Origin of the sequence: Blattabacterium cuenoti (genome assembly GCF_014251555.1) — a bacterium.
Lineage (GTDB): Bacteria > Bacteroidota > Bacteroidia > Flavobacteriales > Blattabacteriaceae > Blattabacterium > Blattabacterium cuenoti_P.
Genome location: NZ_CP059190.1, coordinates 156183 through 171899 on the forward strand (window position 1 = coordinate 156183; position 15717 = coordinate 171899).

At 28.5% G+C, this 15717-nt stretch carries 10 protein-coding genes; 9 read left to right on the forward strand and 1 reads right to left on the reverse strand.

Annotated elements, in window-relative coordinates; all coding sequences use genetic code 11:
• The first annotated feature begins 42 nt into the window (after positions 1-42).
• Positions 43-2511: a DNA gyrase subunit A gene (gene gyrA / locus H0H68_RS00750; RefSeq protein ID WP_185853463.1), complete on the forward strand. Its 2469-nt coding sequence runs from the start codon at positions 43-45 to the stop codon at positions 2509-2511.
• Here the strand turns inward: gyrA and H0H68_RS00755 are convergent.
• The gene (locus tag H0H68_RS00755) at positions 2495-4609 is read right to left on the reverse strand and encodes a carboxy terminal-processing peptidase (RefSeq protein ID WP_185853614.1); all 2115 of its coding nucleotides are present in this window, start codon (positions 4607-4609) and stop codon (positions 2495-2497) included. The two genes, gyrA and H0H68_RS00755, sit on opposite strands and share 17 nt — an antisense overlap.
• Before the next feature lie 62 nt (positions 4610-4671).
• Here H0H68_RS00755 and surE point away from each other — a divergent pair, with 62 nt between their 5' ends.
• The 8 genes from surE to purF all read left to right on the forward strand — a co-directional run bounded on the left by surE (position 4672) and on the right by purF (position 15716).
• Positions 4672-5523 carry a 5'/3'-nucleotidase SurE gene (gene surE, locus H0H68_RS00760; RefSeq protein WP_185853464.1) on the forward strand — a complete coding sequence of 284 codons (852 nt, stop codon included), beginning with the start codon at positions 4672-4674 and terminating at the stop codon, positions 5521-5523.
• Positions 5508-6479 carry a Holliday junction branch migration DNA helicase RuvB gene (ruvB, locus tag H0H68_RS00765; RefSeq protein ID WP_185853465.1) on the forward strand — a complete coding sequence of 324 codons (972 nt, stop codon included), beginning with the start codon at positions 5508-5510 and terminating at the stop codon, positions 6477-6479. Before surE ends, ruvB begins: the two co-directional genes overlap by 16 nt.
• Positions 6480-6544: 65 nt before the next feature.
• Complete coding sequence (locus tag H0H68_RS00770; RefSeq protein ID WP_185853466.1) at positions 6545-7840, forward strand: adenylosuccinate synthase; 1296 nt, start codon at positions 6545-6547, stop codon at positions 7838-7840.
• Between the two features lie 12 nt (positions 7841-7852).
• Positions 7853-9289: an adenylosuccinate lyase gene (gene purB, locus H0H68_RS00775; protein ID WP_185853467.1), complete on the forward strand. Its 1437-nt coding sequence runs from the start codon at positions 7853-7855 to the stop codon at positions 9287-9289.
• 27 nt (positions 9290-9316) lie between these two features.
• Positions 9317-13009: a phosphoribosylformylglycinamidine synthase gene (locus tag H0H68_RS00780; RefSeq protein ID WP_185853468.1), complete on the forward strand. Its 3693-nt coding sequence runs from the start codon at positions 9317-9319 to the stop codon at positions 13007-13009.
• 17 nt (positions 13010-13026) lie between these two features.
• A complete protein-coding gene (purE, locus tag H0H68_RS00785; protein WP_185853469.1) occupies positions 13027-13512 on the forward strand; it encodes a 5-(carboxyamino)imidazole ribonucleotide mutase in 486 nt (161 codons plus the stop codon).
• Between the two features lie 2 nt (positions 13513-13514).
• Positions 13515-14237: a phosphoribosylaminoimidazolesuccinocarboxamide synthase gene (gene purC / locus H0H68_RS00790; protein WP_185853470.1), complete on the forward strand. Its 723-nt coding sequence runs from the start codon at positions 13515-13517 to the stop codon at positions 14235-14237.
• A gap of 42 nt (positions 14238-14279) precedes the next feature.
• Positions 14280-15716, forward strand: a complete 1437-nt coding sequence (gene purF, locus H0H68_RS00795) for an amidophosphoribosyltransferase (RefSeq protein WP_185853615.1) — start codon at positions 14280-14282, stop codon at positions 15714-15716.
• The last annotated feature ends 1 nt before the right edge of the window (position 15717 follow it).

Consider the following 15717-nt stretch of genomic DNA (forward strand, 5'->3'; position numbering starts at 1 on the left):
TATTCTTTATATTATTAAATAATCTCATAATTTCTATAAAAAATGAGTGAAGGAGAAAAAGAAGAAAAATTGGTTCCCATCAATATAGAAGATGAAATGAAATCATCTTATATAGATTATTCTATGTCTGTTATTGTGTCCAGAGCTCTTCCTGATGCAAGAGATGGATTAAAACCTGTACATAGAAGAGTCCTTTATGGGATGTATCAATTAGGAATTTTATCTAACAGTTCCTATAAAAAATCGGCTCGTATTGTTGGAGAAGTTTTAGGAAAGTATCATCCACATGGAGATATTTCTGTTTACGATACCATGGTTCGTCTGGCTCAAAAATGGACTCTTCGTTATCCATTAATAGATGGACAGGGAAATTTTGGTTCATTAGATGCAGATCCTCCTGCAGCTATGCGTTATACAGAAGTCAGAATGAAACAAATATCTGAAGAAATGTTGTTGGATATAAAAAAGAATACAGTAGATATGCAATTGAATTTTGATGATTCTTTAGAGGAGCCAACAGTTTTGCCTACACGGGTTCCTAATCTTTTGATCAATGGATCTTCTGGAATTGCAGTTGGAATGGCTACTAATATTCCTCCTCATAATTTAAAAGAGACTATAAATGCTATTTGTGCTTATATAGACAATAACAATAATTTATCTGTAGAACAGATTATGAAATACATTAAAGCTCCAGATTTTCCAACAGGCGGAATCATTTATGGATATGATGGAGTTAAAAATGCTTTTCACACCGGAAGAGGTCGTATTGTTTTGCGTGCAAAAGTTCATTTAGAAGAAATTCAGGGAAGACAATGTATTGTAGTAGATGAAATTCCTTATCAGGTGAATAAAGCTGATATGATCACTAAAACTGTAGGATTAATGAAAGAAGGAAAAATGGAAGGAATTTTTCAAATTCGTGATGAATCGGATAGAAATGGATTGCGTATTGTTTATATTCTTAAACAGAATACAAACCCCCACATTCTATTGAACAAATTATTTCAATATACTTCTCTACAAACTTATTTCAATGTCAATAATATAGCTCTAGTTAATGGAAAACCTGTTCAATTAAATATAAAGGATTTTATTCAACATTTTGTGGATCATAGACATGATGTTATTATTCGTCGTACTAAATACGAATTAGAAAAGTGTAAAAATCGTGTTCATATATTGATAGGTTTTTTTAAAATATTAGATCATTTGGATCTTATGATCCAACTGATTAAAAAATCTAAAAATCATCATGAAGCTTGTTCCACACTGATTAAAAAATTTAAAATATCAGAAGATCAATCTAAATCCGTTTTAGATATGCGTTTACAAAGTCTAACCTCTTTAGAACTAGATAAATTGAAAAAAGAATACGATGAACTTGTAAAAAAAATAGAGTTTTTTCAAAATGTTTTAGTCCAACATTCTATAAGAACTAAAATTATCAAAGAAGAACTTTTAGATATCAAAAAAAAATATCAAGATTCACGTCGAACACAGATCAATTATTCAGGGAGTCAAGTCCATATAGAAGATTTAATTGAAAACGAACAAGTGGTTTTAACTATTTCCCATGCTGGTTATATCAAGAGAACTTCTTTATCAGAATACAAACGTCAAGGAAGGGGAGGAGTAGGAAATAGAGGAGCCACAGCCAGAGAATCTGATTTTTTCAAACATTTACTTATAGCAACGAATCATCAGTATATGCTTTTTTTTACAGAAAAAGGAAAATGTTTTTGGTTAAGAGTATATGAAATTCCAGAAGGATCCAAAATTTCTAAAGGAAGAGCAATCCAAAATATTATTCATCTTCAACAAGATGATAAAGTTAATGCTTACATATTAACGGGAGATCTGACCAATAAAGAGTACGTTAAAGATTATTACGTTATGATGGTTACTCAAAAAGGTATTATTAAAAAAACATCTTTAGAAAATTACTCTCGTCCTCGAAAAGATGGAATTAACGCCATTATAATTCGTAAAGGAGATTCTTTATTAGAAGCTATTTTAACTAAAGGAGATAGTCATGTTTTTATTGCTGTAAAAAGTGGAAGAATTATTCGTTTTTCAGAAAATAAAGTACGCTCAACTGGAAGAACTTCTTCTGGAGTAATAGGAATTAATTTTACAGTTAAGAATGATATAGTGATTGGAATGATATGTGTGGATGGAGAAGATAAAGGAAATTTGTTGGCAGTTTCTGAAAAAGGATTTGGAAAAAGGTCCCATCTAAAAGATTATCGAATCACTAATCGTGGTGGAAAAGGAATAAAAACAATAAATATTACTCAAAAAACAGGTGATTTAATTGCTATCAAGTATGTTACAGATCAAGATGATCTGATGATTATTAAAAAATCAGGAATTATTATACGTATACCTATCTCAGACATAAGAGTTATGGGAAGAACGACTCAAGGTGTTAGATTAATTAACTTAAAAGAAAACGATGCTATAGCTGATGTAGCAAAAGTTTATAAACCTATTATTGGTTTTCATTAAAATCACGCAAGATGTTAACACATTCTGAGACAAAAAAATCTTTTATCAAATTTCTTTTCCATTCTTGTTGTTCTTTCAATTCTGATTTCTTTTCACTTAAAATAATTTTATAAGAAGGAGGAAAGGCACGTAATCCATATATATTTAAATAATTTTTTAGTTTATTAAAATTTTCGTTTCTTGTTTTTATTTTTTTATTCTCAGAATAGAATTTTTTCCAGTTTAAAGAAAATCGTTTTTTCTTTGAAAATTTTTTCTCTAATGATTGTATAGTTTTATAAATGGTCATTAAATCCTTATTTTTCTTCAAACGGTTAATACTTTTAATTTTAACATTTTCTAAATTATTTATTCTTATTTGATTCCAATAGTGAAAAGGAATGGGATTTATATTATCCCATTTCATAGAATTTGGTTGATTTTTTTCCATAAGTTTTAAAGATGTATTACTTATATTACTCGGAATAACTATATCTGAATTAACTCCTTTTAATTGAGTAGAACTTCCATTCACACGGTAAAATTTACTGATAGTAAATTTTAAAGTTCCAAATTCTTCATTGGAAAATAAAAATCGATTTAATGGATAAATAGTTTGAACTGTTCCTTTTCCATATGTTTGAGCGCTCCCAACAATAATTCCTCTCTTATAATCGGCTATAGCTGCAGCAAGAATTTCAGAGGCAGACGCTGATAGTTCATTAACAAGAACTACAAGTGGACCTGTCCATAGTATTTTTTCATGATTGTTTTTTAATATCTTTTTTTTCTTATGATATTGACCTATTTGGACAATGGGAACTTTTCCTAAAAAAAAACCAGCAATTTCTATTACAGTCTCTAAAGAACCTCCTCCATTATTTCTTATGTCTAGAATGAGACCTTTTATATTTTCTTTTTTTAATTCTTGAATAATTTTTTTTATATCTTTAGCTGCATTTCTTCCATTCTTGTTTTCCGGATTAAAATAAAATTCAGGCAAACAGATCAAACCATATTTATTTTTATTTTTATCCAATATCATAGCACTTTTTGCAAAAATTTCTTTTTTTTCTATGACATCTCTGGTTAAGATAACTTCTTCTATAGAACCATTCTTCTTTTGAATAGTTAGTTTGACTTTGCTACCTTTTTTTCCTCTAATCAAACGAATGGAATTTTCCAATAACATCCCTACAATATTTTCAGATTCTGAATTGAAATCTTTTGCTACTCGTATAATTTTATCTCCTATTTCTATTTTTTTGCTTTTCCATGCGGGAGAACCTACAATAAGTTTGACAACTGTGGGATATCCTTTATCATCTTGTAAATCTATCCCTATTCCTTCTGTTTGTCCAGATATGTTTAAATCAAAAATTTCTTTTTCTTTAGGAGATAAATAACTAGTATGAGGATCATATTGGGAAGTTATAGTATTTACATACATAGAAAACCAGTCAAATTTTTTTTTCCTTTTTAATTTTCTTAAATATTCCCGAATATATTCTTCTACTTTTTTTCTAGAGATTTTTTCTTCATTAAGAAATGCTTTTTTCCCAATTTTTTGTTTCGAAATATTTAAATTTTTTTGATTAATAGAAGTTATGATTTCTAGTAAAGTCAAATATTTTAAATATTTTCTCCATTTTTCAATCCATTCTTGATAATTTTTTGGATAATAAATTTCTTTTTCAATAAAATACATTTCTTCTTTATTAAAATCAAAAGGTTTTTTTAAGATTTGAAAACATATGGATTCCACTTTTTTTATTCTTTGATAAAAACGTTTGATAATAATATTGAAAAACGTAGAATTTCCATGAATCCAAAAATCATCTATTTTGTTTTTATATAAAGACAAATCTTCTATATCTTTTTGCAGAAAAAAACGTTTTTGATTGTCTAATTTTTCAAAATATTTATTATATACTTTTTGTGAAAAATCATTATTAATAGAAATGGGATTTGGATGCAAAAAGTGAAGTGTTTTATATATTGTTTTGAGTATTAAATGATTCTTTTCTTGTTCTCCTAATGGAGAACAAAAACTCAATAAAAAAATGAAATTGAAACCAATTATTATGTACTTAAGTTGTTTGATTTTAGGAATCACAATTATGTTTTTGTTTGAAAAATAGTAGTAAAATTATTATATAAATAGTTTTTTTCTGTAAAAAAATGAATAAAAAACCAATTATTTTAGTCACAAATGATGACGGAATTATAGCTCCAGGTATTAGAGCACTTGTTCATGCTATGAATCCTTTAGGAGACGTGTATGTTGTTGCTCCAAATAAGCCTCAGTCTGGAGTAGGACATGCCATAACTATGAATACTGTGTTGTATTGCGATTCTGTTAAAATAGATAATGGGAATCAAAAAGAATGGGAATGTTCAGGAACACCGGTAGATTGTGTGAAATTAGCTATTAATAAAATTCTTCCAAGAAAGCCTGATATTTGTGTATCAGGAATTAACCATGGATCAAATTCTTCTATAAATATCATGTATTCTGGAACAGTTTCCGCTGTTATTGAAGCTAGTATAGAAGGAATTCCATCTGTAGGATTTTCTCTATTGGATTTTGATTGGAATGCTGATTTTGAACCATCAAAAAAATATGTTTATAGAATTGTTAAAAAAATACTTTATAATCCTATTCCAGAAAAAATAATTAGTCTGAATGTTAATATTCCAAAATTGAAAAAAGAACAAATCAAAGGAATTAAAATATGTAGACAAGCAGGGTCTAAATGGAAAGAAAGTTTTGATAAACGATCCAATCCGAAAGGAAGAACTTATTATTGGTTAGTAGGTGATTTTGTTAATTTTGATGAAAAAATAGATACAGACGAATGGGCATTAAAAAACGGATATGTGTCTATTGTTCCTATTCAATTTGATTTAACAAATTATCCTATATTAAATGTTTTAAAATCCTGGAATTTTGTATTATTTATTTTCTTTTGGATCCATTTTCTGATTTTGAATATGAATATTAAAATATATAGCCAGTGTCATCTTTTTTAGAAGGATCTTTAAACCCAAAAAAAATTAAAGATTTTGTTGGACAACATGATATATTAGAAAATTTAAAAATTTTTATTCTAGCCGCTAAAAAAAGAAAAGACGCCTTAGATCATATTTTGTTTCATGGGCCTCCAGGATTAGGAAAAACAACACTTGCTCATATTGTAGCTAATGAATTATGTGTTAATATTACTGTTACTTCAGGATCTGTTTTAGATAAACCAGGAGATTTAGCTGGATTACTAATTCATTTAAAATTAAATGATGTTATTTTTATTGATGAAATTCATCGACTTTCTCCAATCGTTGAAGAATATTTGTATTCGGCTATGGAAAATTACAAAATAGATATTATTATAGATTCTGGATCTAACGCTAAATCAGTACAAATAGATTTATCTCCTTTTACTTTAATAGGAGCAACTACCAGATCTGGATTGCTTACAGCTCCTATGCGATCTAGATTCGGGATCAATTTTCGTCTTGGTTATTATGAAAAGGAACTATTGAAAAATATTGTAAATCGAAGTGCAAAATTACTAAATATTCCAATTACGGAAGAAGCTTCTTATGAAATCGCTAATAGGAGTCGTGGTACTCCACGTATAGCTAATGCTTTACTTCGTAGAATTCGTGATTTTGCACAAATAAAAGGAAATGGGACTATTGATATCAATATATGTAATTTAGGATTACAAGCTCTTAATGTAGATAAAAATGGATTGGACGAAATGGATAACAGAATTCTTTTATCTATTATAGATCATTTTAAAGGTGGACCTGTGGGAATTAATACTATAGCGACAGCTGTTAGCGAAAATTCAGATACGATAGAAGAAGTTTATGAACCTTTTCTTATCAAAGAAGGATACTTAATTAGAACACCTAGAGGAAGAAAAGCTACAAAACTGGCGTATCAACATCTAAAACGAGATTTAAATCTAAAAAAAAAATGAAATATTTTTTATTATCTGTTTATAACAATTAACTTTGTTGAAAACTATCAAAATGTATAAATGTCATGCCTTCAAATGTTATTGTTGGTCTCCAATGGGGTGACGAGGGAAAAGGAAAAATCACAGATTTACTTTCTAAAAATTCAGATTATGTAATCCGTTATCAGGGAGGAAATAATTCAGGTCATTCTATTCATGTTAAGAATCATTATTTCATTCTTCATTTAATTCCTTCTGGAGTTATTTATTCTAATGTGAAATGCATAGTTGGACCTGGAGTGGTTGTTGACCCTAAATCTTTTCTTAAAGAAATACAGGATTTAGAATCAATGAATATTGACACATCCAAAGTCTTTTTAGCAAAGAGAGCACACGTAACTATGCCTTATCATCGTTTTCTTGATCAATATAAAGAAGAAGTATTAGCTGATCAGTCTATTGGGACCACACATCGTGGAATAGGTCCAACTTATGAAGATAAAACAGCTCGTATGGGAATACGTGTATTAGATTTTTTAAACTTAAAGAAATTTTACCAAAAACTGAAATATAATATAGATTTCAAAAATGAGATTATAACAAAAGTTTATAAAAAAAAACCTATTGTTTTTGAATCTGTTTATGAAGAATATATAGAATATGCAAAAGTTCTTTCTAATCGAATCATAGATGCAGTTCATGAAATTCATGATGCTTTTCATAATCAAAAAAAAATTCTGTTTGAAGGAGCTCAAGCTATGTTATTGGATATTAATTATGGAACATATCCATATGTCACTACTTCTTCTACTTCTACAGGAGGTGTATGCATAGGATCTGGAATTCCTCCTAATTTTTTAGGAAATTTTATAGGAATAGCAAAAGCATATTGTACACGTGTAGGATTTGGTCCTTTTCCGACAGAAATTAAGAGCAAAATAGGTGATATCATACGTCAAAAAGGAAATGAATATGGAGCAACAACAAAACGTCCAAGACGATGTGGATGGTTGGATTTGATAGCTCTTAAGTATTCTTGTATGATCAATGGAATTAATTGTCTAATTATCACAAAATTAGATATATTAAGTGAATTAAAAGTTATTAAAGTATGTGTAGAATACAAATATAATGGAAAAGAGATCAAACACTTTCCAGCAAATATAGAAAAAAATATGAAAGGTGTTTATATAGATTTTCCTGGTTGGAAAAAGAACATATCTCACATCCGTGAATATAAAGATTTGCCGGAAAATTGTAAGAAATACATTAAATTTATTGAAGATTATCTAAATTTAGAGGTGTTATTGATTTCTGTAGGTTCAGAAAGAAATCAGAACATTATTAAAAATAAAGATTCATTTTTTAAAATTTTTTCTTAAAAATATTTTTTTGTGAAAGAATATAAAAATCCTTTAGTAGAACGATATAGTAGCAAAGAAATGTTATATAATTTTTCTCCAAAAAAAAAATTTACTACTTGGAGAAAATTATGGTTGTATTTAGCAGAAATACAAAAAGAAATAGGATTAAATATTAGCGATGAACAAATTCATGATTTGAAAAATCATTTATGTGATATTGATTGGAATCGGGTTTCTTTTTATGAAAAAAAATTTCGTCATGATGTGATGGCACATTTGTACGCTTTTGGAGAGAAAGCTATTAAAGCAAAACCTATTATACATTTAGGCGTTACAAGTGCGTTTTTAGGAGATAATACAGATATTATTTTGATTCGTGATGGATTAGAAATTTTACTTAAAAAATTGATTAATGTCATTTTTCGCATTAGAAATTTTGCTTTAGAATATCATAATATTCCTACTTTAGCTTTCACACATTATCAACCTGCTCAGTTGACTACTGTAGGAAAACGTTCAGCTTTGTGGATACAAAGTTTACTTTTAGATCTAGAAGAATTAGAATTTAGGTTGGAAAATATTCATTTTAGAGGAGTGAAAGGAACTGTTGGATCGGCTGATAGCTTCAAAGAATTATTTCATGGAGATTTACAAAAAGTAAAATATTTAGAAAAAAAATTATCCAATAAATTTGGATTCCAAAATGTGTTTCCAATTACAGGACAAACTTACGACAGAAAAGTAGATGCTCAAGTATTGAACTTATTATCCAATATTTCTCAATCTTCTCACAAATTTAGTAATGATTTACGTTTACTACAAAATTTAAAAGAAATGGAAGAGCCTTTTGACAAAGATCAAATCGGATCTAGTGCTATGGCTTATAAACGGAATCCTATACGGAGTGAACGAATGGCTTCTTTAGCTAAATATGTTATTTCTTTATCCAATAGTTCAGCTATAGTTGCAGCTACTCAATGGTTAGAACGTACTTTAGATGATTCTGCTAACAGAAGACTAGTTATAGGACAATCATTTTTAGCGACAGATGCTATTTTGATGATTTGGAATAATATATTAGAAAACATTGTTGTATATCCTAAGATCATTGAAAAGCATATTCAAGATGAACTTCCATTTTTAATTACTGAATACATTATTGTAGAATGTGTGAAAAATGGGGCAGATAGACAAGAAATTCATGAGAGAATACGAATTCATTCTATGGAAACAAATTCTAAAATAAAATTAGAAGGAAAAGAAAATGATTTTGTTCAACGTATTTTGCATGACAAAAAAATACCAATTCATGAAAGAAAAATGAATCAAATACTCAACCCAAAAAATTTTATAGGATTTTCTTCAGATCAAACTTTGGAATTTATTGATACAAAAGTGAATCCCATATTGAATCGATTTCATCATTTAATTGATTCTGATATATCTAATATGGATAGACAAATTTAATACACATGTATATTGTTTCGTAAAACAATGAATTTCAGAATTTATATACAAAAAAAAATTCCTTTTGATATTGATTCTAGAAAATTATATCAGGAATTTAAAAATATGGATGTTTCATTATCTAAAGTAGTTGTTTATTATATATATGACATATTTAACATAAGTAAAGAACTTTTTTGGGAAAGTTTGTCAAAAATTTTTGTAGATCCTGTAACAGATATTTTACATGAAAGAATGGATTTTGAGAATCCATATATAGAAAAATTAACGGAAAAGTATTATGATGATCGTGCCAATGTTGCTATGCAATGCATAAAAATTTTAGATCCTAAATCGAATACTGTTTTTGTAAAAACTGGCCAATTGATTGAGTTAATTGGAATAAATCAAGATCAAGATTTTCACAAAATTAAAAAATATTATCTTAATCCAGATTTGATTTTTGATAAACCAGATAGAAAAAAAAATGATATTCAAATTGTGGATGATTTCATTGATTTTTCTATTGAAAAAATAAATAAATTTCATAAAACCTGTAATTTATCCATAGATATAAATGATTTATTGTTCATACAGAAATATTTCATTAAAGAAAAACGAAATCCTACAAAAGCAGAATTTAGGATATTGGATGTTTATTGGTCCGATCATTGTAGACATAAAACATTTTATACTAGCCTAGTCGATATATCTTTTGGAGGGTCATTAAAAAATACATATCAAAGTATTTTCAGAAAATATTTAAAGGATAGAGATACAATGGGAAAATCAAAAGATCCTATCAATTTCATGGACTTATCTAATCTTCCTGCTATAATTTTTTATAAAAAGGGTAAATTGAAAAATTACGTTTTATCTCATGAACATAATGCGTGTATCATTATGATAGATGTGGACATCATAGGCAGTAAAAAAAAGGAAAAATGGTATTTATTATTTAAAAATGAAACACACAATCATCCTACTGAAATTGATCCTTTCGGTGGAGCTTCTACTTGTATAGGAGGGGCAATTAGAGATCCATTATCTGGAAGAGCTTTCGTTTATCAAGGACTCAGGTTAAGTGGAGCCGCTGATCCTACAAATTCAAAAACTATTAATGGAAAGTTACCACAACATAAAATCTGTTTTGAATCAGCTCATGGTTATAGTTCTTATGGAAATCAAGTAGGATTAGCAACAACTCATGTCAATGAAATTTATCATGAAGGATATAGAGCCAAAAGAATGGAGATTGGAATGGTTATTGGAGCGGTCCCCGTTGGTTTTATAAAACAAAGAAAACCAAAAAAAGGAGATGTTATTTTATTAGTTGGTGGATTAACAGGAAAGGAAGGAATAGGAGGAGCTACTGACTCTTCTAAGGAATACGATACAAATTTCAAAAATAACATACAACGAGGACAAAAAGGAAATCCAATAATAGAAAGAAAAATTCAAAGATTTTTTAGAAAAAAAGAAGTCATATCTTTGATCAAAAAATGTAATGATTTTGGAGCGGGAGGAGCTGCAGTTGCTATAGGAGAATTAAGCGATAGTTTGATTCTTTATTTAGATAAAATTCCCACAAGAAATGAGGAAATGAATCCTATTGAAATTGCTCTTTCAGAATCTCAAGAACGGATGGCTGTAGTATTAGATCCTAAAGATGTTAAAAAATTCATTTATTTGGCTCTTGAAGAAAATATTATGTCTACGTTTATAGCTGAAATAACTGATAATCATAGAATTATATTTTGTTATAAAGGAAAAGAAATTTTCAATGTAAAAAGTTCTTTTATGAATACAAGAGGGGGGGATAAAGAGCAACCTGTTTATGTGAGTTCTCCTACTTCTATTTCTCCTTTTAAAAAATCAAAAGAATTTTTATTTAGTAAAAAAACATTTTTAGATACTCTTTCTAAATTAAATATAGCTTCTCAAAAAAATTTGGTAGAAATGTTTGATAGCACTGTGGGAGCTACTACAGTTTTAATGCCTTTTGGTGGAAAATACCAAATGACGCCTTCTGAAGGAAGTGTGCAAAAAATTCCTGTTTTGAAAGGAACTACAAATACAGTTAGTTTAGCTTCTTGGGGGTTTCATCCTGAAATTTCTTCTTGGAGTCCTCTTCATGGAGGGTCTTATGCAATTTTGGAATGTATTTCTAAAATTGTTTCTATGGGAGGAAATTATCGAAATGCCTATTTTAGTTTTCAAGAATATTATCAAAAATTAGAAAATGATCCCAAAAATTGGGGAGAACCATTCTCTGCTTTATTGGGAGCTTATCATGCTCAGATGTCTTTAGGATTAGCTTCTATTGGAGGAAAGGATTCCATGTCAGGAACATATAAAAATATACATGTCCCTCCAACATTCATTGCTTTTGGAGTCGCTACTGGTTCATGTTTAAATGTTATTTCTCCTGAATTAAAAAAAATAGGAAATAAAATTTATTTATATAATCATCATTCATTAAAAAATGAAATGCCAGATTTCGATTCTATTAAAAAGGCCTATGATCAGGTTTATGAGGGAATTTGTTCAGGAAAAATTGTTTCAGTAAAAACAGTGAAAGACGGAGGAATTTCTGTTGCCATTGCAAAAATGGCATTTGGAAATCGTTTAGGAGTAGTTATAAATTGTAAAGAGCATTTGCTTGAAATGAACATAGGTTCCTTAATTATAGAATCTTCATCACCCATTTCAGATTATTTTGTTCCAATAGGAGAAATCGTTTCCTCTAAATCATTAAATTTTAATGGAATTTCTATTGATCTCAATGAATCTATAAAAAATTGGTTAAAAACTTTTACTCCTATTTTTTCTTCTAGTGAAGTTAAAAAAAGTGAAGTTAAAAAAAATATTAAAAAAGTAGAAAAACCAACTCAACAAGAAAAAAAATGTAATCCTAGAGTGTGGAAATGTAAGTTTAAAAAAAAAGGAAAACCACGTGTATTTATTCCCATATTTCCTGGAACAAATAGTGAATTTGAATCTATTCGTGCATTTGAAAAAGAGGGATCTACAGTAAATACTTTTGTTTTTCAAAACTTGAATGACCAAGATCTTATTGAATCTATATTTCATATTAAAAAGCAGATAGAGTCTGTACAAATATTTATGCTTTGTGGTGGATTTAGTGCTGGAGATGAACCGGATGGTGCTGGTAAATTTATTGTATCTATATTACATAATCCATACATAAAGGATGCTATCAAACGTTTTCTTAATAGAGATGGATTGATATTAGGTATTTGTAACGGATTTCAGGGATTGATAAAATCTGGATTATTACCTTATGGAAAAGTTTGCTTGAGAAATTATAAATCTCCTACGCTGACTTATAATAAAATAGAAAAACATATATCTCAATGCGTTCATATAAAAGTGATTTCTGATCAATCTCCATGGTTAAATGGAATGAAAAATAAAATATACACTCTCCCCATATCTCATAGTGAAGGTAGATTTTATGCAAACAAAGAAACAACAAATATTTTATTTCAAAAAAATCAAATAGCCACACAGTATGTAGATTTGGAAGGGACCCCTAGTTTGGAAAGATTATATAATCCCAATGGATCTGTTTCCGCTGTAGAAGGATTATTAAGTGAAGATGGAAAAATTTATGGAAGGATGACTCATCCAGAACGTTATGATCATGGATTATTAAAAAATATACCTAATATTCATGAACATTCTATTTTTAAAAATGCAGTACAATATTTTTTATAAAAAAATTAAATCATATTATGAAAGTGGCTATACTTATTGGAAGTGTTTCCGATAAACCAACTATGAAAGCAGCTGCTGAAATACTGAAAAAATTTAATGTGAATTATACATCTTATGTTATTTCTGCACATAGACTGCCTGATATTTTATCAAATACCATAAAAAAAATAGAATCTGAAGGAACAGATTTGATTATTGCAGGAGCTGGCTTATCCGCTCATTTACCTGGATTTATATCTTCAAAAACTATATTACCCGTTATAGGAGTCCCTATTTATCATTGCAATAATGGGTCATTAGGAGGAATAGATGCTCTTTTTTCTATGGTGCAAATGCCCAAAGATGTACCTGTTGCTACAGTAGGAATAAATAATTCTTATAATGCAGCTTTATTGGCTATTCATATTTTGGCTATAAAAAATAAAGATCTCAAAAAATCATTGCTAAAATTTAGAATGGAAATCAGAAAAAAATTGGAAAATGAAATAGAGCAATACTTGTGATTATGAATTGCATAATTAGAAAAAATCTTTCATTAGAAGGAAAAACAAAAAAAGTATATACCACCAACAATCCACTTGAAGTACTAATTCATTATAAAGATAGTATAACGGCTTTGGATGGATTGAAGAATCAATTTTTGCAAGACAAAGGAATTTTAAATAATGAAATAAGTACATTAATATTTAAATTTATCAATTCCTGTGGAATTAAAACTCATTTTATACGAAAAATTAATAATCGGGAACAATTATGCCATAAGGTAAATATAATTCCTTTAGAATTTGTTGTTCGCAATATTGTAGCTGGAAGCATGGCTAAACGTTTAAATATTCAAGAAGGAATTCGTTTATTGAATCCTATTTTCGAGATATTTTATAAAAATGATAAATTAAAAGATCCATTTATTAATGATCATCACGCAGTATTCTTGGAAATTATTTCTTATAAAGAACTCGATGCTATTTATCGTATTATATCAAATGTTAATAATATTCTCAAAAAATATTTTTTGAATAAAAATATTATATTGGTAGATTTTAAAATAGAATTTGGTAAAGATCATAAGAATGAGATTCTACTTTCCGATGAAATTAGTCCTGATACCTGTCGATTTTGGGACAGAAAAACAATGAAAAAGTTAGATAAAGATCCATTTAGAATTGGATTAAAGGAAGAGGTGCTTGACATTTATATGGAAATATTAAAAAGGTTAAATGTAAGATAATCCATTAAAATAATGGGGCAAAGATATTCTTTTTCCAAAAAGATGATATCTCAATTATTCCCTTCAATTCTGAAAAATAGTTATACTGATAAGTTTCATGATGAATGTGGTGTTTTTGGGATTTATTCTCCTCATAAAGTAGACACCTTTTCTTTGATTCAATTTGGTTTATTTGCATTGCAACACAGAGGACAAGAGGCTTGTGGTTTTTCTGTCTTGCGAGATGGATTTATTATATCTCATAAAAGTGAAGGTCTGGTTTTAGATTTTTTTAGAAAAATTTCAAATTCTGAATGTTATCATGGAAATGCCGTTATTGGGCATACTCGTTATTCTACAGAAGGAGGGCAAAGTAAAAAAAATATTCAACCTTTTTTTGGGGAAAATTCCGATGGAAAGAGTACTATATCCATAGTACACAATGGAAATTTAGTCAATGCTCAAGACATACGTAAAAAATTGGAATTTGAAGGAGTCAATTTTATATCTGAATACTCTGATTCTGAAGTTATATTACGTCTCATTCAAAAGTATTTACTGGAATTTAATAATAGTTTAGAAAAAGCGATTCAAAAAACTACTCTAGATATTATAGGAGCTTATTCTGTCATAGTACTTATGGATAATAAAATGGCTGCATTTCGAGATCCAAACGGAATACGTCCTTTGTGTTATGGAATGCTGAATGAAAAAACTTATATTTTTAGTTCTGAAACTTGTGGAATAGATTCTGTGGGTGGATTCTATGTAAGAGATTTATTCCCAGGAGAAATTATTATCGTAGATCAAAAATCAATTCGATTTTCTATGCTAAAAGAAAAAAAATATACAAAAAAAAGAATATGTTCTTTTGAATATATTTATTTTTCTCGTCCTGATTCTTTAATTGAAAATATAAATGTGTATGAAATTCGTGAAAAAAGTGGAGAGAAACTTTATGAACAACACCCAGTAGAAGCAGATGTAGTGATTGGTGTTCCAGATTCCGGAGTTCCAGCTGCTATTGGTTACTCTAAAGCTTCTGGAATTCCTTTCAAACCTATTTTAGTGAAAAATAAATATATTGGCAGATCTTTTATTCTCCCTAAACAGGAAATGCGTGAAAAAATGGTGAACTTAAAATTAAATCCTATATTAGATGAAATAAAAGGAAAACGTATTGTCATTATTGATGATTCTATAGTTCGTGGAACCACTAGTCGAAGATTAGTTTATATATTAAGAAAAGCAGGAGCTAAAGAAATTCATTTCAGAAGCGCTTCTCCTCCTATTATAGCTCCATGCTATTTAGGAGTGGATACTCCGAGTAAAAAAGATCTCATTTCATACAATCATATTGATAAAAAAAGTATAGAAAAAATTCTAGATGTAGATAGTTTAGAATTCTTAAGCATGGCTAATTTGATAGCCATTCTTGGCAGCAGTCATTATTGTTTTGGTTGTTTTACGGGAAACTATCCGGTTAAAAAAAATGAATAAA